At 64.4% G+C, this 20,350-nt stretch carries 21 protein-coding genes; 15 read left to right on the forward strand and 6 right to left on the reverse strand.

Going from position 1 to position 20,350, the window contains the following annotated elements; all coding sequences use genetic code 11:
- Positions 1 to 6 precede the first annotated feature (6 nt).
- Positions 7 to 654, forward strand: coding sequence for a DUF799 domain-containing protein (locus tag LOY51_RS26375; RefSeq protein ID WP_223277235.1), 648 nt, complete (start codon positions 7 to 9; stop codon positions 652 to 654).
- A gap of 152 nt (positions 655 to 806) precedes the next feature.
- Positions 807 to 1,016 (forward strand): hypothetical protein, encoded by a 210-nt coding sequence (locus tag LOY51_RS26380; protein ID WP_110992000.1) that lies wholly within the window; start codon positions 807 to 809, stop codon positions 1,014 to 1,016.
- Between the two features lie 55 nt (positions 1,017 to 1,071).
- Here LOY51_RS26380 and pyrE read toward each other — a convergent pair whose 3' ends face one another.
- On the reverse strand, positions 1,072 to 1,713 hold the full coding sequence (gene pyrE / locus LOY51_RS26385; RefSeq protein ID WP_125466060.1) for an orotate phosphoribosyltransferase: 642 nt from the start codon (positions 1,711 to 1,713) through the stop codon (positions 1,072 to 1,074).
- A gap of 80 nt (positions 1,714 to 1,793) precedes the next feature.
- Between pyrE and crc the strand changes: the two genes are divergently transcribed.
- On the forward strand, positions 1,794 to 2,573 hold the full coding sequence (gene crc, locus LOY51_RS26390) for a catabolite repression control protein Crc (protein WP_110991998.1): 780 nt from the start codon (positions 1,794 to 1,796) through the stop codon (positions 2,571 to 2,573).
- Between the two features lie 60 nt (positions 2,574 to 2,633).
- Here the strand turns inward: crc and rph are convergent, their stop codons facing one another.
- Positions 2,634 to 3,356: a ribonuclease PH gene (rph, locus tag LOY51_RS26395; protein WP_110991997.1), complete on the reverse strand. Its 723-nt coding sequence runs from the start codon at positions 3,354 to 3,356 to the stop codon at positions 2,634 to 2,636.
- Positions 3,357 to 3,583: 227 nt separating this feature from the next.
- On the opposite strand from rph, the gene LOY51_RS26400 reads away from it, so the two are divergent.
- The gene (locus tag LOY51_RS26400; RefSeq protein ID WP_125466061.1) at positions 3,584 to 4,447 is read left to right on the forward strand and encodes a YicC/YloC family endoribonuclease; all 864 of its coding nucleotides are present in this window, start codon (positions 3,584 to 3,586) and stop codon (positions 4,445 to 4,447) included.
- 14 nt (positions 4,448 to 4,461) lie between these two features.
- Positions 4,462 to 5,082 carry a guanylate kinase gene (gene gmk / locus LOY51_RS26405; protein ID WP_258643750.1) on the forward strand — a complete coding sequence of 207 codons (621 nt, stop codon included), beginning with the start codon at positions 4,462 to 4,464 and terminating at the stop codon, positions 5,080 to 5,082.
- A 113-nt stretch (positions 5,083 to 5,195) separates the two neighbouring features.
- On the opposite strand, the gene LOY51_RS26410 is transcribed toward gmk, so the two are convergent.
- The 3 genes from LOY51_RS26410 to LOY51_RS26420 all read right to left on the reverse strand — a co-directional run bounded on the left by LOY51_RS26410 (position 5,196) and on the right by LOY51_RS26420 (position 9,017).
- Complete coding sequence (locus LOY51_RS26410; RefSeq protein WP_258643751.1) at positions 5,196 to 6,743, reverse strand: APC family permease; 1,548 nt, start codon at positions 6,741 to 6,743, stop codon at positions 5,196 to 5,198.
- A 107-nt stretch (positions 6,744 to 6,850) separates the two neighbouring features.
- Positions 6,851 to 7,630, reverse strand: coding sequence for a gamma-glutamyl-gamma-aminobutyrate hydrolase family protein (locus tag LOY51_RS26415; protein ID WP_125861121.1), 780 nt, complete (start codon positions 7,628 to 7,630; stop codon positions 6,851 to 6,853).
- Positions 7,631 to 7,634: 4 nt separating this feature from the next.
- Positions 7,635 to 9,017, reverse strand: a complete 1,383-nt coding sequence (locus tag LOY51_RS26420; RefSeq protein WP_258643753.1) for a glutamine synthetase family protein — start codon at positions 9,015 to 9,017, stop codon at positions 7,635 to 7,637.
- 207 nt (positions 9,018 to 9,224) lie between these two features.
- Here LOY51_RS26420 and LOY51_RS26425 point away from each other — a divergent pair, with 207 nt between their 5' ends.
- From LOY51_RS26425 to LOY51_RS26445, 5 genes are all read left to right on the forward strand, one after another.
- The gene (locus tag LOY51_RS26425; protein WP_110991991.1) at positions 9,225 to 10,097 is read left to right on the forward strand and encodes a LysR family transcriptional regulator; all 873 of its coding nucleotides are present in this window, start codon (positions 9,225 to 9,227) and stop codon (positions 10,095 to 10,097) included.
- Positions 10,098 to 10,314: 217 nt separating this feature from the next.
- Complete coding sequence (rpoZ, locus tag LOY51_RS26430; RefSeq protein WP_003253383.1) at positions 10,315 to 10,578, forward strand: DNA-directed RNA polymerase subunit omega; 264 nt, start codon at positions 10,315 to 10,317, stop codon at positions 10,576 to 10,578.
- A 59-nt stretch (positions 10,579 to 10,637) separates the two neighbouring features.
- Positions 10,638 to 12,746, forward strand: coding sequence for a bifunctional GTP diphosphokinase/guanosine-3',5'-bis pyrophosphate 3'-pyrophosphohydrolase (gene spoT, locus LOY51_RS26435; protein WP_110991990.1), 2,109 nt, complete (start codon positions 10,638 to 10,640; stop codon positions 12,744 to 12,746).
- Between the two features lie 23 nt (positions 12,747 to 12,769).
- On the forward strand, positions 12,770 to 13,150 hold the full coding sequence (ridA, locus tag LOY51_RS26440; protein WP_110991989.1) for a deaminase RidA: 381 nt from the start codon (positions 12,770 to 12,772) through the stop codon (positions 13,148 to 13,150).
- A 59-nt stretch (positions 13,151 to 13,209) separates the two neighbouring features.
- A complete protein-coding gene (locus LOY51_RS26445) occupies positions 13,210 to 13,935 on the forward strand; it encodes a hypothetical protein (protein WP_258643756.1) in 726 nt (241 codons plus the stop codon).
- Positions 13,936 to 14,056: 121 nt separating this feature from the next.
- Here LOY51_RS26445 and LOY51_RS26450 read toward each other — a convergent pair whose 3' ends face one another.
- The gene (locus tag LOY51_RS26450; protein WP_125861124.1) at positions 14,057 to 14,914 is read right to left on the reverse strand and encodes an SDR family oxidoreductase; all 858 of its coding nucleotides are present in this window, start codon (positions 14,912 to 14,914) and stop codon (positions 14,057 to 14,059) included.
- 192 nt (positions 14,915 to 15,106) lie between these two features.
- On the opposite strand from LOY51_RS26450, the gene exbB reads away from it, so the two are divergent.
- The 5 genes from exbB (at position 15,107) to recG (ending at position 20,336) form a co-directional block, all read left to right on the forward strand.
- Positions 15,107 to 16,069, forward strand: coding sequence for a tonB-system energizer ExbB (gene exbB, locus LOY51_RS26455; RefSeq protein WP_125861126.1), 963 nt, complete (start codon positions 15,107 to 15,109; stop codon positions 16,067 to 16,069).
- A 3-nt stretch (positions 16,070 to 16,072) separates the two neighbouring features.
- Entirely contained in the window at positions 16,073 to 16,501 is a 429-nt protein-coding gene (gene exbD, locus LOY51_RS26460; RefSeq protein ID WP_110991985.1) for a TonB system transport protein ExbD, read from the forward strand.
- Entirely contained in the window at positions 16,498 to 17,232 is a 735-nt protein-coding gene (locus LOY51_RS26465) for an energy transducer TonB (protein WP_258643760.1), read from the forward strand. Before exbD ends, LOY51_RS26465 begins: the two co-directional genes overlap by 4 nt.
- 94 nt (positions 17,233 to 17,326) lie before the next feature.
- Positions 17,327 to 18,253 (forward strand): hydrogen peroxide-inducible genes activator, encoded by a 927-nt coding sequence (locus LOY51_RS26470; RefSeq protein ID WP_125466070.1) that lies wholly within the window; start codon positions 17,327 to 17,329, stop codon positions 18,251 to 18,253.
- Between the two features lie 4 nt (positions 18,254 to 18,257).
- Positions 18,258 to 20,336: an ATP-dependent DNA helicase RecG gene (gene recG, locus LOY51_RS26475; RefSeq protein WP_125861130.1), complete on the forward strand. Its 2,079-nt coding sequence runs from the start codon at positions 18,258 to 18,260 to the stop codon at positions 20,334 to 20,336.
- Positions 20,337 to 20,350: the final 14 nt, after the last annotated feature.

Raw genomic sequence — 20,350 nt, forward strand, 5'->3', positions numbered from 1 at the left:
AAGCGCCTGACCCAACTGATCGTCGGTGCCTGTGTGCTGGCGTTGTTCGCTGGTTGTGCCGAGCGCAAGACCATCGACTATTCGGCTTACAAGCAGAGCCGTCCAAAATCGATCCTGATCCTGCCGCCACTGAATGAATCGCCAGACGTGAAGGCGACCTACAGCATGCTCTCCCAGGTCACCTACCCACTGGCCGAAGCGGGTTACTACGTGATGCCGGTGGCACTGGTGGACGAAACTTTCCGCCAGAACGGCATGACCACGCCGGCCGACATTCACCAGTTGCCGACCGGCAAGCTGCACGAGATCTTCGGCGCCGACGCGGGCCTGTATGTCACCGTCAGCGACTACGGTACCCGCTACATGATCCTCAGCAGCGCGACCATCGTCACCGCCAACGCCAAGCTGGTCGACCTCAAGACCGGCGCCACCCTGTGGACCGGCAGCGCCACCGCGTCGAGCGAGGAAGGCCGGCAGAACCAGGGCGGCCTGATCGGCATGCTGGTGGCTGCGGCGGTCAACCAGATCATCAGCAGCGTGCAGGATGACGCCGGTTACCCGATTGCCGGCATGACCAGCGCGCGCCTGCTGTCGCCTGGTCCTAACGGCGGGATCCTGTACGGGCCTCGTTCGCCAAAGTACGGTACGGATTGACAGAGTAAAGGCGACCCAGGGGTCGCCTTTTTTCAGCTCCGTGCAGCGTGCTGACCAGCAGGAAAGGTCCTACCAAACCAGCGGACGCATACTACAACCGCTGTCTTTATCGCCTGCTTATCATTGCCGCTTCCAACAAAGGAGATGCAGCTATGACGCAGAAAGCCTTGGTCAAATACGGCAGCGATGTATCCGCCGGCACCTACTCGTGTGCAGATTGCGGCCACAAATACTCCAACCAGAGCAAGACCTCGCTTCCACCTTGCCCCCACTTCAAGCCTGCTACCCACCCACTGCGTGGCTGGAAGATCTTGAGCGGCCAGGGCGACGCGGTGCAGGACCCTTACCCGAACGGCCGTTGAATGCGCGGAAATAAAAAAGGCGACCCTGAGGTCGCCTTTTCTTTGCACCTTCGCGTCAGATGCCGTACTTGGCGCGATACGCCTCGACCGCCGGCAAGTGCTGCTTGAGCTGCGGATCGTCGGCCAGGAACTCCAGCACCTGGGTCAGCGACACGATGCTGACCACCGGAATGCCGAAGTCGCGCTCGACTTCCTGAATCGCCGACAGCTCGCCGTTGCCGCGCTCTTCGCGGTTCAGTGCGATCAGCACGCCAGCGGCCTTGGCCTGCTGGGCGTTGATGATCTGCATCACTTCACGGATGGCGGTACCGGCGGTGATCACGTCGTCGATGATCAGCACGTCACCGGCCAGCGGGGCGCCAACCAGGCTGCCACCTTCGCCGTGGTCCTTGGCTTCCTTGCGGTTGAAGCACCATGGCACGTCGAGCTGATGGTGCTCGGCCAGTTGCACCGCCGTGGCTGCCGCCAGGGGGATGCCCTTGTACGCCGGGCCGAACAGCACGTCGAACGGGATCTTGCTGTCGACGATGGCCGCCGCGTAGCAACGCCCCAACTGCGCCAGGGCGGAAGCTGTGTTGAACAGGCCGGCATTGAAGAAGTACGGGCTGGTACGCCCCGATTTCAGGGTGAATTCACCGAAGCGCAGAACGCCGCGATCGATGGCAAAACGAATGAAGTCGCGCTGATACGGCTGCATAAAAGGTCCCGGACACCACGGATTTAGCTAAATGTGTTGAGCTCGGGTATCATACACGCACGAGATTTTTGGGGCCATTTATGCGGATCATCAGTGTGAACGTGAATGGCATTCAGGCTGCAGCCGAGCGTGGATTGCTCAGCTGGCTGCAAGCCCAGAATGCCGACGTCATCTGTCTTCAGGATACCCGCGCCTCGGCCTTTGAACTCGACGACCCAGCTTTCCAGCTCGATGGCTATTTCCTTTACGCCTGCGACGCGGAGGTGCCCACCCAAGGTGGCGTGGCACTGTACTCGCGCATGCAGCCCAAGGCAGTCATCACCGGCCTGGGCTTCGAGACAGTTGACCGTTACGGGCGCTACCTGCAGGCAGATTTCGACAAGGTAAGTATTGCCACGCTGCTCCTGCCTTCGGGCATGAACGGCGATGAAGACTTGAACCAGAAGTTCAAGTTGATGGACGACTTCGCCAAGTACCTGGACAAACAGCGTCGCAAGCGTCGCGAATACATCTATTGCGGCTCGTTCTACGTGGCGCAGCAGAAGCTCGACATCAAGAACTGGCGCGACAGCCAGCAGTCGGTCGGCTTCCTGCCGCCAGAGCGCGCCTGGATGGACGCGATCACCGGCGAAATGGGCTACGTCGACGCGCTGCGCGAAGTCAGCCGTGAAGGCGACCAGTACAGCTGGTGGCCGGACAATGAGCAGGCCGAGATGCTCAACCTGGGTTACCGGTTCGATTACCAGATCCTCACCCCAGGCCTGCGCCGCTTTGTGCGCAATGCACGCCTGCCGCGCCAGCCACGCTTCTCCCGGCACGCGCCGCTGATCGTGGATTACGACTGGACGTTGACGATTTAAGCTACGCCAGACACAAAAAAGCCGACGTTAACGTCGGCTTTTTTGTGTTCATCAGCGCGATCAGTCGGCCAGTGCGGCGTTCTGCAGCTCGAAGATCTCGCCCATGCCTTTTTGCGCCAGCGCCAGCATGGCGTTGAAGTCTTCCGGCTGGAACGGCGCACCTTCAGCGGTGCCCTGCACTTCGATGAAACCACCGGCACTGGTCATGACCACGTTGAGGTCGGTCTCGGCGGCGGAGTCTTCCAGGTAGTCGAGGTCGAGCACCGCTTCGCCCTGGTACATGCCCACCGATACGGCGGCGATCATGTGCTTGAGCGGGTTACCGCCCTTCAGGCCGCCACGCTTCTTGATCACGGCCAGGGCATCGCACAGGGCGACCATGGCACCGGTGATCGAGGCAGTACGGGTACCGCCGTCGGCCTGGATCACGTCGCAGTCGACGTACAGGGTGATATCGCCGAGCTTGCTCATGTCCAGCGCAGCGCGCAGGGAGCGGCCGATCAGGCGCTGGATTTCCAGGGTGCGGCCACCTTGCTTGCCACGGCTGGCTTCACGCTGGTTACGCTCGCCGGTGGAGCGCGGCAGCATGCCGTACTCGGCAGTCAGCCAACCTTGGCCCTGGCCTTTGAGGAAGCGGGGAACACCATTTTCGACGCTGACCGTGCAGATGACCTTGGTGTCACCGAACTCGACCAGTACCGACCCCTCGGCGTGCTTGGTGTAGTTGCGGGTGATGCGGATCGAGCGGAGCTGATCGGCGGCGCGACCACTTGGACGTTTCATCTGGGATACCTGTACTGGGACTTTAAATCTGCCGAGCATTATAGAGCCCGTCGCCCCGCGAAGACATGCCTATCGTCGCACCCGGCGCAGCCTGTCGCCTTTTCCGACCACGGCGGCGGGGCAGCGGTAGCATGGCCGGATTGGGCGCCCGGGCCGCACTGCGCTACAATCCTGCGCCTTGCAGCCGTAAGGCTCCCCCGTTCACCCGATTACGCGAGGTACTCCCCATGGTGCACAGCATGACCGCCTTTGCCCGCGCCGAACGCGCCGGCAGCCAGGGCACCCTGGTCTGGGAGCTGCGCTCGGTCAACCATCGCTATCTCGAACCCCACCTGCGCCTGCCCGAAGCCCTGCGCGACCTCGAAGGCGCAGTGCGCGAAGGCCTGCGCCAAGGGCTGTCGCGGGGCAAGGTCGAATGCACCCTGCGCCTGAACGAAGACAGCACCGGCAAGCCGCTGCAGGTTGACCGTGAACGCGCCGCGCAACTGGTCGCCGCCGCCGAGACCGTCGCCAGCCTGATCAAGCAACCGGCACCGCTCAACCCGCTGGAAGTCCTGGCCTGGCCGGGCGTGCTGGTGGCCGACGCCAGCGACCCCCAGGCCCTCAACGCCGAAGCCATCGCCCTGTTCGACGAAGCGCTGGCCGAACTCAAGGCCGGACGCCTGCGTGAAGGTGCCGAGCTGGCCCGGCTGATCAACGAGCGCCTGGACAGCATGGCCAGCGAAGTGGCCACCCTGCGCACCCAGGTGCCACAGATGCTGGCCGTGCAGCGGCAGAAGATCCTCGACCGTTTCGGCGACATGCAGGCTGAGCTCGACCCGCAGCGCCTGGAGCAGGAGATGGTGCTGCTGGCACAGAAGAGCGACGTCGCCGAAGAGCTCGACCGCCTCAGCACCCACGTCACCGAAGTGCGCCGGGTGCTCAAGTCCGGCGGTGCCGCCGGCCGGCGCCTGGACTTCCTGATGCAGGAGCTCAACCGCGAAGCCAACACCCTGGGCTCCAAGGCCTTTGACCCACGCAGCACGCAGGCGGCGGTCAACCTGAAGGTGTTGATCGAGCAGATGCGTGAACAAGTACAGAACATCGAGTAAGGCCACCCCCGACCATGAACCACAGCAGCGGCACCCTCTACATCGTTTCGGCACCGTCCGGCGCCGGCAAGACCAGCCTGGTCACCGAGCTGATCAAGCAGGATCCACACGTTCGCGTGTCGGTCTCGCACACCACCCGCGCCATGCGCCCGGGTGAGGCGCACGGGGTGAACTACCACTTCGTCGTCCACGAGGAATTCAAGGCACTGATCGCCCAAGGCGACTTCCTCGAGCACGCCGAGGTGTTCGGCAACTTCTACGGCACGTCGCGCAGCGCCCTGCAGGAAACCCTCGACCAGGGCTTCGACCTGATCCTCGAGATCGACTGGCAAGGTGCCCAGCAGGTACGCAAGCTGATGCCCGAAGCGCGCTCGATCTTCATCCTGCCGCCCAGCCAGCAGGCCCTGCGCCAGCGCCTGGACGGCCGCGGTCAGGACAGCGAAGAGATCATTGCCGGGCGCATGAAGGAAGCGGTCAGCGAGATGGAGCACTACGACGAATACGAGTACGTCATCATCAATGACGAGTTCGACGTGGCGCTGGATGATCTGAAAGCAGTGTTCCGCTCGAACCGGCTTCTGCTCAAGAAACAGCAACAGCGCCATGAGGCGCTGCTGAAACAGCTGGTCGGCTGAAGATAGCCGGTGCCTCTGCGAGGCCCTATCGCTGGCAAGCCAGCTCCCACAGGGTTAATGCTGCTTTTGTGGGAGCCGGCTTGCCGGCGATGGGCTGCAAAGCAGCCCTGTCCTTATTCCTGCAACTGAATGGTCGCCTGCTGACGCAGGGTGGCCCCCAGGAAGTACGCCGGCGCCCGCAACCGCGAGAGCAGCATCAGCACGATGCCCAGCGCCGAGATGATCGCTGCGATCACGAACACCAGGCCCAACCCGCCGACATGCGAGCCGCTGCCGAAGTCCGGCGAAGCGCTGTCGATCGCGGTGCGCGCGAAGATCACCGACAGGATCACCCCACCCAACAGCGGGCACACGCCGCGCATGAAGAAGTGGCGCACGCTGCTGAACAGGCTGTGGCGGAAGTACCACACGCAGGCGAACGCGGTCAGCGAGTAGTAGAAGCAGATCATCATGCCCAGGGCGGTGATGGTGTCGGCCAGCACGTTCTCGCTCAGGGTACGCATGGTCACGTAGAACAAGCCCGCGGCGACGCCAGCGCAAATGGTGGCATAACGCGGGGTCTGCGAACGCGGGCAGACGCTGGCGAAGCGCTGTGGCACGGCGCCGTAGTAACCCATGGCAAGCAGGGTGCGCGCCGGCGACACGAAGGTCGACTGCAACGATGCGGCAGTACTGGCCAGCACGGCGATGGACATCAGGATTGCCAGCGGGCCCATCACCGGGCCGGCCAGGTGGGCAAACACGTTCTCCTGGATACGCGGGTTACCCAGGCCCAGGCCAGTGTCGCTGATCCCGGCGAACTGCAGGGTGGCGATGGCGGTGAGCAAGTACAGCATCAGGATCAGCAATACGGTCCAGGTGGCCGCCTTGCCCGGCACCTCGTCACTGCCGACGGACTCTTCGCTGACGGTCAGGCACACGTCCCAGCCCCAGAAAATGAAGATCGACAACGACAGGCCGGCGGCGAACGCCGAGAACGACTCGACCCCGAACGGGTTGAACCAGGCCAGGTCGAAGGCCAGCGGCGGAGGCGCCGTGGATTCGCTGAACGCGGCGAAGGCAAAGCCGATCAGCACCATCAGTTGCAGGGCCACCAGGCCATACTGCACCGTCATGGTCGTCGCCATGCCTCGACAACAGATCCACACCGCCAGGGCGATGAACACGCAACAGGTGGTGACGTTGATCAGCAGGTTGTCTGCCAGGGCCGCCAGCTCCTGGGTGCCGGTGATCTGGGCCAGGAACAGGTAGAAGAAGTCGACGGCCACGCCCGCCAGGTTGGACAGCACGATGGTGGTGGCGACCACCAGCCCCCAGCCGCCGATCCAGCCGATCATCGGGCCGAAAGCCCGCGCCGACCAGGTGAAGGAGGTGCCGCTGTCCGGCTCCGCCGAGTTCAGCTCGCGGTAGCCCAGGGCTACCAGCAGCATCGGCAGGAAGCCGACGATGAACACCGCCGGCAGGTGGGCGCCGACTTCGCGCACGGTCGGGCCGAGGGCGCCGGTCAGGGTATAAACCGGGGCAATGGTGGAGATGCCCAGCACCACGCTGGCCAAAAGGCCCAGGCGGCCCTTGGCCAGGCCTTTGCTGGCGCCTTGGGTGTTGTTGCCCGAGTCGGCTGCCACATCAGGTGGGCGGCCGGCTTCTGTGTAATTGCTCATGAGTATTTGCCGTAACTATTGGAATTGTTCTCACAGGCCCGCCGTAGAGGGCCCGCTTTCACTCATTGAAAGCTTGCGGTGGGGGCACGGTCATCCTCGACCTTCGGCTAACGCCCGAATGTTTTCGAGCGCACACCCTCCCGTGCAGCGTGGGCAATGCAGGCCTCGCGGAACGCCTCGAACAGGCGCAGCGAAACCGGGTTTTCGGCGTAACGCCATTCCGGGTGCCACTGCACACCGAGCACCAGGCCCGGCGCGCCCGGCATCGACACCGCTTCGATCAGGCCATCCGGGGCCCGTGCCTCGACACGCAGGCCAGGGGCCAGACGGTCGATGCCCTGGCTGTGCAGCGAGTTGACCTCAAACTGCGCCGCCAGGCCCAGGCGCTCGAACAACCCGCCTGGTGCAACAGCGACGGGGTGACGAGGGCCGTATTGCACCTCCAGGGGTGCGTCCTCAGGTTCACGGTGGTCCAGGTAGCCGGGCAGTTCCTGCACCCGCTGGTGCAAGGTGCCGCCAAGGGCCACGTTCAATTCCTGGAAGCCACGACAAATGCAGAACACCGGTACCCCGGCGGCAATCGCCGCCTGCAGCAACGGCAAGGTCAGGCGGTCACGCGCAAGGTCGTGGCGGGTGCCTGCCGCGCTGGGCGCGCCATTGTAATGATGCGGCTCGATATTGGAAGGCGAGCCGGTAAACAGAATGCCGTCGAGTTGCGCCAGCAGCGCCTGCGTGTCGCTGCCGCCATCACGGGCCGGCAGGATCAGCGGCAGGCCGGCAAAGCCTGCGGCCTCGACATACTTGTCGCCCACCGTGTGCGACGAGTTCTTCCCCACCTGCTGACGGCAGGCGCTGACACCGATCAAGGGGACCGCAATTGCGCTCATGGGCTTACACCGTGTGCAGGTACCAGTTGTACTCGAGGTCGGAGATCGACACTTCGAACTCGGCCAGCTCGCTCTCTTTGCAGGCCACGAAGATATCGATGTAGTCCGGGCTGATGTATTGGTTGAGCACTTCACTGTCGTCCAGCGCGCGCAGGGCATCGCGCAGGTTGTTCGGCAGGCTTTGCTCCAGTTGCTCGTAGGAGTTGCCCTCGATCGGCGCGCCCGGCTCGACCTTGTTGGTCAGGCCATGGTGGATACCGGACAGGATCGCGGCGAGCATCAGGTAAGGGTTGGCATCGGCGCCGGCCACGCGGTGCTCGATACGCACGTTGTCGCGGTTGTCGTTCGGCACGCGCACCGCCACCGTGCGGTTGTCCACACCCCAGCTCGGCGCATTGGGCACGTAGAACTGGGCACCGAAGCGGCGGTACGAGTTGATGTTCGGGCAGAGGAATGCCATCGACGCCGGCATGGTCTCCAGCACACCGCCGACGGCGTGGCGCAGGGTGTCGCTTTCGAGCGGGTCGTCACTGGCGAAGATGTTCTTGCCGGTCTTCTTGTCGAGCAGCGAGATGTGCACGTGCAGGCCGTTGCCCGCCTGGCCCGGGTAGGGCTTGGCCATGAAGGTGGTGTCCATTTCATGGTCGTAGGCGACGTTCTTGATCAGGCGCTTGAGCAGGATCGCGTAGTCGCAGGCCTTCAGCGGGTCGGCAACGTGGTGCAGGTTCACTTCGAACTGCGCCGGGGCGCTTTCCTTGACGACCGCGTCAGCAGGCAGGCCCTGCTCCTTGGCGGCTTCGAGCATGTCCTGCAGGCAGTCGGCGTATTCGTCGAGGTCGTCGATCAGGTACACCTGGGTCGATTGCGGGCGCTTGCCGGAGATTGGCGAACGCGGCGGCTGCGGGCGGCCGTTGAGGTTGTCCTGGTCGATCAGGTAGAACTCCAGCTCGAACGCGGCGCAGATATCCAGGCCCAGGTCGTCGAACTTGCTCACCACCTGGCGCAGCACTTCCCGCGGGTCGGCGAAGAATGGCGCACCGTCCAGCTCATGCATGGTCATCAGCAGCTGGGCGGTCGGGCGCTTCTGCCACGGCTCGTCGGACAGCGTGCCGGGGATCGGGAAGCAGATGCGGTCGGCGTCGCCGATGTCCAGGCCAAGGCCGGTGCTTTCGACGGTCGAACCGTTGATGTCGAGGGCGAACAACGAGGCCGGCAGGTTGATGCCTTTCTCGTACACCTTGTGCAGGCTGGCGCGCTCGATGCGCTTGCCGCGCACCACGCCGTTCATGTCGGAGATCAGCAGATCGACGTACTGGGTGTCCGGATGGGCTTCCAGGAATTCATTCATCTCGCGGGAAGAACTGGCGCACGGGGAGACCGACGTCATGGCTGTACATCCTTTGATTCGGAGCGGCGATGTGGGGATACGGCTGACGCCTGCTAAGGCGACGATGGAATTACTGTTGTTCTTTTCACTGGCCCATCGTTGGGGGCTGGTTGCCGACCGGGTGCATTGATTCCTGGCGGCGGTTTCACTATAAAATGGCTCCAGCGCAACTAGACATTGGCAATTCGGCAAGCAGAGCGTGCACCAATGCAATATCAGATCAACCATGCGGACCTCTCACTGGTCCTGGCCCTGGAACGCGGCCGCTCCCTGGCAAAGGCTGCCGAACTGCTGAAAGTCGATGTTTCGACGGTGTTCCGCTCGATTCGCCGGCTGGAATCGGCGTTGGGCACCGCGCTGTTCGTCAAGAGCCGCAAGGGCTACCTGCCCACCGACACCGCCCAGGCCCTGGCCGAGCAGGCCGAGCGCGCCGAACAGGCGCTGGATGCCGCGCGCATCGCCCTGACCAGCGGCGAACAGGTGGTCAGCGGTACGGTGCGCCTGACCTGCACCGAGGCGGTACTGCACAGTTTGCTGCTGCCGGCACTGGCCGAGTTCATGCCCAACTACCCGGCGCTTTCGCTGGAAATGGGCACCTCCAACACCTTCGCCAACCTCAGCCGACGCGACGCCGACATTGCCCTGCGCCTGACCAACACACCGCCGGAGCACCTGGTCGGTCGCTGCCTGGGCTCGACCAGCTACGTGATCTGCGGCCGCCCCGAGCTGCGCGAGCGCCTCGACAGCTCGCCCACCAGCGTGCCGTGGATCGCCCCGGACGACTCCATGCAGGACCACGCCACCGTGGTCTGGCGCAACCAGCAGTACCCGGGGCTGAGCCCGCGCTACCAGTGCAGCGGCATGTCGACCATTGCCCAGCTGGTGAGCACCGGCCTGGGCGTGGCGGCACTGCCCGACTACATGGTCCACGCCCTGCCCGGCGTCGATGCGCTGAGCGGCCCGCTGCCCGGCTGCGATACCCAGCTATGGCTGCTGACCCGCCCGGATTGCCGCGCATTGCGCTCGGTGCAGACCCTGTTCGAGGAGCTGACCCCGCGGCTGCGCGACGCGATGCTGTGAGGCTGTTGTGTTCGTGGGCTGGGTGACGTTATTGTCAGCCTCCGGCTTGATGCTGTCTGTTCCGGCGCTTTCGCGGGGCAAGCCCGCTCCCACGGGTGCTTGCGATAGGTCTCCAGAGAAAACAGTCCTTCCCTATTGGCTGGTGATTTTTTAAACTATCGAGTCCGCCTGCCCATTCATGGGCGCACGCCTACCGCATTTGCTACTGAGGAAGACCATGGCCCGCGTAACTGTTGAAGACTGCCTGGAACACGTGGATAACCGCTTTGAGCTGGTCATGCTCTCGACCAAGCGCGCCCGCCAGCTGGCTACCGGCGGCAAAGAGCCACGCGTAGCGTGGGAAAATGACAAGCCAACCGTTGTCGCCCTGCGTGAAATCGCCGAAGGCATCGTCACCAACGAATTCATCGCCGCCGAAGAAATCGTCACCGAGGATCCGGTATTCGCCGCGTTCGAGGACGAGAACAACGAGGCCGTCTGATTGATGCCCAGTCGACACCGTGCGGCGCAAGGCCCTCTTCTTTCGCAAGAGGTGAAACCATGCCGGGTATAGAAGCCCTCGCCGAACGGCTGTCGACTTATCTAGGCCCCGAACAGGTCAACCTGGTTCGCCGGGCCTACTTCTACGCCGAACAAGCCCACGACGGCCAACGCCGCCGCAGCGGCGAACCCTATGTGACGCACCCGCTGGCGGTCGCCAGCATCCTCGCCGACATGCACATGGACCATCAGAGCCTGATGGCGGCCATGCTGCACGACGTGATCGAAGACACCGGCATCGCCAAGGAAGCCTTGAGCCAGCAGTTCGGCGAAACCGTCGCCGAGCTGGTCGACGGGGTCAGCAAGCTGACCCAGATGAACTTCGAGACCAAGGCCGAAGCGCAAGCGGAAAACTTCCAGAAAATGGCCATGGCCATGGCCCGCGACATTCGCGTGATCCTGGTCAAGCTGGCCGACCGCCTGCACAACATGCGCACGCTGGAAGTGCTGTCCGGCGAAAAACGCCGGCGCATCGCCAAGGAAACCCTCGAGATCTACGCCCCCATCGCCAACCGCCTGGGCATGCACACCGTGCGCGTGGAGTTCGAGGACCTGGGCTTCAAGGCCATGCACCCGATGCGCTCCTCGCTGATCCACCGGGCGGTGAAAAGCGCCCGTGGCAACCGCAAGGAGATCGTCGCCAAGATCGAAACCTCGCTGGCCAACTGCCTGGCTGCCGACGGTATCGAAGGCGAGGTCAGCGGACGGCAGAAACACCTCTATGGCATCTACAAGAAGATGCGTGGCAAGCGCCGCGCCTTCACCGAAATCATGGACGTGTATGCCTTCCGCATCGTCGTCGACAAGGTCGACACCTGCTACCGCGTGCTGGGCGCCGTGCACAACCTGTACAAGCCGCTGCCGGGGCGCTTCAAGGATTACATCGCGATCCCCAAGGCCAACGGCTACCAGTCGCTGCACACCACCCTGTTCGGCATGCACGGCGTGCCCATCGAAATCCAGATCCGCACCCGCGAAATGGAAGAGATGGCCAACAACGGCATCGCCGCGCACTGGCTGTACAAGTCCAACGAGGAAGAGCAGCCCAAGGGCAGCCACGCCCGCGCCCGCCAGTGGGTCAAGGGCATCCTCGAACTGCAGCAGCGCGCCGGCAACTCGCTGGAATTCATCGAGAGCGTGAAGATCGACCTGTTCCCGGACGAGGTCTACGTCTTCACCCCCAAAGGCCGGATCATGGAGCTGCCCAAAGGCTCCACCGCCGTCGACTTCGCCTACGCGGTGCACACCGACGTCGGCAACAGTTGCATCGCCTGCCGAATCAACCGCCGCCTGGCGCCGCTGTCCGAACCGCTGCAAAGCGGCTCGACCGTGGAGATCGTCAGCGCCCCGGGCGCCCGCCCGAACCCGGCCTGGCTCAACTTCGTGGTGACCGGCAAGGCCCGCACGCACATCCGCCATGCCCTCAAGCAGCAGCGCCGCTCCGAGTCCATCAGCCTCGGCGAACGCCTGCTGAACAAGGTGCTGACCGGCTTCGACAGCAGCCTGGAGAAGATCCCCCAGGAGCGCATCCAGGCGATTCTCGCCGAGTACCGCCTGGAGCTGATCGAAGACCTGCTCGAAGACATCGGCCTGGGCAACCGCATGGCCTATGTGGTCGCCCGCCGCCTGCTGTCCGCCGACGGCGAAGAGTTGCCGGCACCGGAAGGCCCGCTGACCATCCGCGGCACCGAGGGCCTGGTACTCAGCTACGCCAAGTGCTGCACGCCAATCCCGGGCGACCCGATCGTCGGCCACCTGTCGGCGGGCAAGGGCATGGTCGTGCACCTGGAAGACTGCCGCAACATCAGTGAAATCCGCCATAACCCAGAGAAGTGCCTGCAGCTCTCCTGGGCCAAGGATGTCGCTGGCGAGTTCAATGTCGAGCTGCGCGTCGAGCTGGAACACCAGCGCGGCCTGATCGCCCTCTTGGCCAGCAGCGTCAACGCCGCCGACGGCAACATCGAAAAAATCAGCATGGACGAACGCGACGGCCGTATCAGCGTGGTCCAACTGGTGGTCAGCGTGCGCGACCGCGTGCACCTGGCCCGCGTGATCAAGAAGCTGCGCACCTTGACCGGGGTGGTCCGCATCACCCGGACGCGTGCGTAGTCCGCCAACCGCAAGGAGTCATCATGAGCAAGACTGTCATCACCAGCGACAAGGCCCCTGCCGCCATCGGTACTTACTCCCAGGCGATCAAGGCCGGCAACACTGTGTACATGTCGGGCCAGATCCCGCTCGATCCGAAAACCATGGAACTGGTTGAAGGCTTCGAAGCCCAGACCGTCCAGGTGTTCGAAAACCTGAAGTCGGTCGCCGAGGCCGCTGGCGGTTCGTTCAAGGACATCGTCAAGCTGAACATCTTCCTCACCGACCTGAGCCACTTCGCCAAGGTCAACGAGGTCATGGGCCGTTACTTCGAACAGCCCTACCCTGCCCGCGCCGCCATCGGCGTGGCCGCGCTGCCAAAAGGCGCCCAGGTTGAAATGGACGCCATTCTGGTCCTCGAGTAATACCCCCGGGTGACGGGCACCACGCCCGTCACCGCCCCTCCTGCCCCAAGGTTCTCCCCATGCGCCACGCATTGCCTCTGGCTTTGGCAGCCCTGCTCCTGAGCGGCTGCGCCAGCCACAAACCCGAAGATTTCAACGGCACCTGGATCAACCAGGACGCCATCGATGCAGTCGTCAAAAGCGGCCGTGTGAGTGAGCCGCTGAACAAAAATGGCATCGAGCTCGAATGGAAGCTGGATGTCGCCAGCCAGAAAGCCAGCTTCAGCAATGGCTTCGAAGCGGTCGACGGCCAACTCAGCGCCAACAAGAACAACTGGCAAGTCAGCTTTGCAGGCGGCCAGACCGAACAGTTGGTGCTGGATGGCGACGAGCTTCGGGTCATCAACCCGGCAGGCGCAGAGCAGCACTTCGTACGCAGCGAAGCGGCAAGCAACACCCCGCTGGGTGGCAGCTTCGAAAAGGCGCTGTACAAAGCCTTCCTCGGCGGTGAATGGAAGATCGTCGAGGGCCAGGGCCAAGGCACTACCGTGCGCTTCAGTGACACCGGCAACGTCACCGGGTTGCCTGGGGTTGACCGCTTCGCCGTGTGCCTGGCGGGCGATTGCGCGACCATGGGCGGCGGCAACGACAGCATGTGGCTGGAACGCAACCAGCGCGGTGCGCCGTGGATCTTCAAGCGCGATGGCGACACCCTGGAGATCTTCCGGGCGGTGAACCGCGCCCAGCCGGACGAGATGCCCGAGTTGGCTGCCGGCGCCCGGCAGTGGGTGCTGGAGAAGAACTAACGCTCATCGCGGGGCAAGCCCGCTCCCACGGGCTTGCCTCAAGGGTTGGATTGGTGCCCAACTTCTGGGGGGGCAGTCCAGCCCGTGGGAGCGGGCTTGCCCCGCGATCAGGCCGGAAAATTCAATCGCGCCCTTGCAGGATCGCCGCATACCCTTCTTTGTAACTCGGATACTGCGGTACCCACCCCAACGCCTTCGCCCGCGCATTGCTGCAGCGCTTGCTGCCGGTACGCCGCACCCGCTGGTCATCCGACCATTCGGTGACGCCCATGTACTCACGCAGCCAGGCCACCACATCGGCCAAAGGCGCCGGGTCGTCGTCGACACCGATATAGCAGTCGTCCAGCACCACGCCACGGGCATCGGCCTGCAGCAGGTACGCCAGCAGGCTCGCCGCATCCTCGGCATGGATCCGGTTGCCATATAGAGGTGGTTCCTCGGCAACGCGATAGCCCTGCCGCACCTGGCTCAACAACCACTCACGCCCTGGGCCATAGATACCCGTCAGGCGCACGACACTGGCGGGGATGCCGCTGCCCAGGGCGAGCTGCTCGGCTTCAAGCATCACCTTGCCGGAATAGCCCTCGGGCTCGGTACTGGCAGTCTCGTCAATCCACTCGCCGTCCTTCTGCGCGAAAACGCTGCTGCTGGACACGAACAGCAGCCGCCGGGGCAGTTTGCCGCCGCGCTGCAGCCAGGCCAGTACATGCCGCAAGCCCGCGACGTAGGCCGCCTGATAGCCGGCTTCGTCATGCTGGCTGGCCGCCACGCAGTACACCAGGTAGTCCGGGTTGCGCTCGGGCCAGTCAGCCGGCATACGCTGGTCGGACAGGTCGGCGGCGATGGGTTCGACCCCTTTGGGCAACTGCTGGACCGAGCGCCGCAAGCCGCTGACCTGCCAGCCGAGGGCCAGCAGTTGGCGGGCCAGACGACTGCCGACATCACCACAACCTACGATCAAAGCAGATACGTCTGACATGCCAAAACTCCTATTCCTAAAGGGGCAGGCTATAGCGTTCTGGCGATAAACGGCTATACCAAGGTCAAAAAAAGCAATCACATTACTTTTGTTAACAAGAATTAATTGCAATAATGGCCGCCTTGTCTGTTCTCGGCCTGTTTCGAGGCCCTGGAGAACTCAATCTTTTCCTCTTCATCAGGTCCGGCCAGCATGACACGCACTCAACCTTCCGCTTCGCCAACCACGTCGCGCGCCTGGCGCGCCATTGCCGCGCTGATGTTCAGCCTGGTGCTGGCACCCGTGGCAATGGCCGATGAGCCAACCGCCACTGCCGCCACCCCGGCCGCCGCCACCGCCCCGGCTGCGCCAGCCGCTGAAGGCCAGGCACCGGTAGGCGCAACCGCGCCGGTTGACGCCCAGGCTCCGGTCGAAGAGAACGTGCAGCCGCTGGTCGAAGACACCTCGCTGGGCATGGCCCACGACCTGTCCCCATGGGGCATGTACAAGAACGCCGACGTGGTGGTGAAGGCCGTGATGATCGGCCTGGCCATCGCCTCGATCATCACCTGGACCATCTGGATCGCCAAAGGCTTCGAGCTGATGGGCGCCAAGCGTCGCCTGCGTGGTGAAATCGCGGCCCTGAAGCGCTCGGTGAGCCTCAAGGAAGCCAGCGAAGTCTCCAACAAGGAAGGCACCCTGGCCCACACCCTGGTGCACGACGCCCTTGAAGAGATGCGCCTGTCGGCCAACGCCCGCGAAAAGGAAGGCATCAAGGAGCGTGTCAGCTTCCGCCTCGAGCGCCTGGTGGCCGCCAGCGGCCGCACCATGAGCAGCGGCACCGGCGTGCTGGCCACCATCGGTTCCACCGCGCCGTTCGTCGGCCTGTTCGGTACCGTGTGGGGCATCATGAACAGCTTCATCGGCATCGCCAAGACCCAGACCACCAACCTTGCCGTGGTTGCCCCGGGTATCGCCGAAGCCCTGCTGGCCACGGCCCTGGGCCTGGTTGCAGCGATCCCGGCAGTGGTCATCTACAACGTCTTTGCCCGCTCTATCGCCGGCTACAAGGCGCAAGTATCCGACGCCTCCGCTCAGGTACTGCTGCTGGTCAGCCGTGACCTGGACCACCAAGGTGGCGAACGCGCCACCCCGCACATGGTGAAAGTGGGGTAAGCCATGGGCCTGCATCTGAACGAAGGTGGCGACGACCTCGCCGAGAACCACGAAATCAACGTCACGCCGTTCATCGACGTGATGCTGGTGCTACTGATCATCTTCATGGTCGCCGCCCCCCTGGCCACCGTCGACATCAAGGTCGACCTGCCCGCCTCGACCGCCAAGCCGGCGCCAAGGCCGGAGAAGCCGGTGTTCGTCAGCGTCAAGGCCGACAAGAAGCTGTACCTCGGCGATGACCTGGTGGCCCAGCAGGATCAGCTTGGCGCGATGCTCGACGCCAAGACCAAGGGTGACAAGGAAACCACCATCTTCTTCCAGGCTGACAAAGGCGTCGATTACGGCGACCTGATGGAAGTGATGAACACCATGCGCGCCGCCGGCTACCTCAAGGTTGGCCTGGTCGGGCTCGAGACGGCAGCCAAGAAATGACGAAAACGCGCTCAAACATGGCGCGCTACGGCATCGGCCTGGCCATCGTGCTGGCCGTGCACGTGGTCGCCGTGGTGCTGACGCTCAACTGGTCGGTGCCCCAGGCCATCGAGCTGCCACCAGCAGCCATGATGGTCGAACTGGCACCGCTGCCCGAGCCCGCACCGCCGCCACCGCCGAAGGCCGCACCGAAACCGCCGACCCCGGTCGAGGAACCGCCACTGCCGAAACTGGCAGAAGCGCCAAAACCGAAAATCGCCATCCCCAAGCCGCCCAAGCCCAAGGCCAAGCCGCAGCCGCCCAAGCCTGAGAAAAAGCTTGAGCCGCCCAAGGACGAACCGCCGGCCAAGGACGACGTCGCGGATACCCCGCCGAGCAATTCGCCACCGCAGAAGTCGGCGGCACCGGCACCGAGCATCGCCTCGAACAGCAATGCCCTGCCGAGCTGGCAAAGCGACCTGTTGCGCCACCTGGCGAAGTACAAGAAGTACCCCGAGGACGCTCGCCGTCGCGGCTTGCAGGGCATCAACCGCCTGCGTTTCGTCGTCGACGCCGAAGGCAAGGTGGTCTCGTACTCGATGGCGGGTGGGTCGGGTAGCGCGGCGCTGGACCGGGCGACAATGGAAATGATCCGCCGGGCCGGCACGGTACCCAAGCCTCCGGCTGAGCTGCTGACCAATGGCACGATCGAAGTCGTTGCACCGTTCGTCTACTCGCTGGACCGACGCTGACGCTTTTGTTTCTGTCACAAAACGGCAAGTCTGATAACGTGCGTCTATCAATTGCAGCCGCTATGCTGGGGCCGCAACTTCATGGACGCACGTTATGACCCTCACCGAACTTCGCTACATCGTCACCCTCGCCCAGGAGCAGCACTTCGGCCACGCCGCCGAGCGTTGCCACGTCAGCCAGCCCACCCTGTCGGTCGGGGTGAAGAAGCTCGAGGACGAGCTCGGCGTGCTGATCTTCGAACGCAGCAAGAGCGCGGTGCGCCTCACGCCGGTCGGCGAGAGCATCGTCGCCCAGGCGCAGAAGGTCCTGGAACAGGCCCAAGGTATCCGCGAACTGGCCCAGGCCGGCAAGAACCAGCTGACTGCCCCGCTCAAGGTTGGCGCCATCTATACCGTCGGCCCCTACCTGTTCCCGCACCTGATCCCGCAACTGCACCGCGTGGCGCCGCAGATGCCGCTGTACATCGAAGAGAACTTCACCCACGTGCTGCGCGAAAAGTTGCGCAATGGCGAGCTTGACGCGGTGATCGTCGCCCTGCCGTTCAATGAAGCCGACGTGCTGACGATGCCGCTGTACGACGAGCCCTTCTGCGCGCTGATGCCGGCCGATCACCCGTGGACCGCGAAGAAGACCATCGACACCGCCATGCTCAACGACAAGAGCCTGCTGCTGCTGGGCGAAGGCCACTGCTTCCGCGACCAGGTACTGGAAGCCTGCCCCACCCTCAATAAGGGCGGCGAAGGCGCCAAGCACACCACGGTCGAGTCCAGCTCGCTGGAAACCATCCGCCACATGGTCGCCTCCGGCCTGGGCGTATCGATTCTTCCGCTGTCGGCGGTGCACAGCCACCACTACGCGCCCGGTGTCATCGAGGTTCGCCCGCTGACCTCGCCGGCGCCGTTCCGCACCGTGGCCATCGCCTGGCGCGCCAGCTTCCCGCGGCCCAAGGCCATCGAAATTCTTGCCGACTCGGTCCGCCTCTGCTCGGTGGCCAAGGCGCCCGTGGCACAACCGGCCTGACCCCATGACCGAGCTGTCGAATGTGCCGGTCACCGCGCTCAAGGGCGTTGGCGATGCCATGGCGGAGAAACTCGCCAAGGTAGGCCTGGAGAACCTGCAGGACCTGCTGTTCCACCTGCCCCTGCGCTACCAGGACCGCACCCGCGTGGTCCCCATCGGCCAACTGCGGCCAGGGCAGGACGCGGTGATCGAAGGTGTGGTCAGCGGCGCCGACGTGACCATGGGCAAGCGCCGCAGCCTGGTCGTGCGCCTGGGCGACGGCACCGGTGTGCTGAGCCTGCGCTTCTATCACTTCAGCAATGCGCAGAAGGAAGGCCTCAAGCGCGGCACCCACGTGCGCTGCTATGGCGAGGCCCGCCCCGGCGCCTCGGGGCTGGAGATCTACCACCCCGAGTACCGTGCACTGAACGGCGACGAGCCGGCAGCGCCGGTGGAACAGACCCTGACACCGATCTACCCGACCACCGAAGGCCTCACACAGCAGCGCTTGCGCCTGCTGTGCCAGCAGAGCCTCGGTCAGCTCGGGCCGCGCAGCCTGCCCGACTGGCTGCCCGACGAGCTGGCCCGTGACTACCAGTTGGCGCCACTGAGCGACGCCATCCGCTACCTGCACAATCCACCGGCTGACGCCGATGTCGATGAGCTCGCCGAAGGCCAGCACTGGGCCCAGCACCGCCTGGCCTTCGAAGAGTTGCTGACCCACCAGCTGTCCCAGCAGCGCCTGCGTGAAAGCCTGCGCAGCCTGCGCGCGCCGGTGCTGCCCAAGGCCACTCGCCTGCCCGCGCAGTACCTGGCCAATCTGGGCTTCAACCCCACGGGCGCCCAGCAGCGGGTCGGCAACGAAATCGCCTACGACCTCAGCCAGCCCGAACCGATGATGCGCCTGGTACAGGGCGACGTCGGCGCCGGCAAGACCGTGGTTGCCGCCCTCGCCGCGCTGCAGGCGCTGGAGGCCGGTTATCAGGTCGCGCTGATGGCGCCCACCGAGATCCTCGCCGAACAGCACTTCATCACCTTCAAGCGCTGGCTCGAACCGTTGGGCATCGAAGTCGCCTGGCTGGCCGGCAAGCTCAAGGGCAAGGCCCGCGCCAACGCCCTGGAGCAGATCGCCGGCGGTGCGCCGATGGTGGTCGGTACCCATGCGCTGTTCCAGGAAGAGGTGCGCTTCAAGCACCTGGCCCTGGCGATCATCGACGAACAGCATCGCTTCGGCGTGCAGCAACGCCTGGCCCTGCGCAAGAAGGGCGTCAACGGCGAGCTGTGCCCACACCAGCTGATCATGACCGCCACCCCGATCCCGCGCACCCTGGCCATGAGTGCCTACGCCGACCTGGACACCTCGATCCTCGACGAGCTGCCGCCCGGGCGCACGCCGGTCAATACCGTGCTGGTGGCCGACAGCCGCCGCTTCGAAGTGGTCGAACGGGTCCGCGCCGCGTGCGCCGAGGGGCGCCAGGCCTATTGGGTATGCACGCTGATCGAAGAGTCCGAAGAACTGACCTGCCAGGCGGCCGAAAGCACTTTTGAAGACCTCGGCAGTGCCTTGGGCGAATTGCGCGTGGGCCTGATCCACGGGCGCATGAAGCCCGCGGAGAAGGCTGCGGTGATGGCTGAATTCAAGGCTGGCAACCTGCAGTTGCTGGTGGCCACCACGGTCATCGAGGTCGGCGTGGACGTACCCAATGCCAGCCTGATGATCATCGAGAACCCCGAGCGCCTGGGCCTGGCCCAACTGCACCAGTTGCGCGGCCGGGTTGGCCGGGGCAGCGCCGTGAGCCACTGCGTGCTGCTGTACCACCCACCGCTGTCGCAGATCGGCCGCGAGCGCCTGGGCATCATGCGCGAAACCAACGACGGCTTCATCATCGCCGAAAAGGACCTGGAACTGCGCGGCCCCGGCGAGATGCTCGGGACCCGCCAGACCGGCCTGCTACAGTTCAAGGTCGCCGACCTGATGCGCGACGCCGACCTGCTGCCGGCCGTGCGCGATGCCGCCCAGGCCTTGCTGGCGCGCTGGCCACACCACGTCAGCCCGCTGCTCGACCGCTGGCTACGCCACGGCCAACAATATGGCCAAGTGTGACGGCCGTCCCAATA

The organism is Pseudomonas sichuanensis, from assembly GCF_024749065.1.
GTDB classification, from domain to species: domain Bacteria; phylum Pseudomonadota; class Gammaproteobacteria; order Pseudomonadales; family Pseudomonadaceae; genus Aquipseudomonas; species Aquipseudomonas sichuanensis.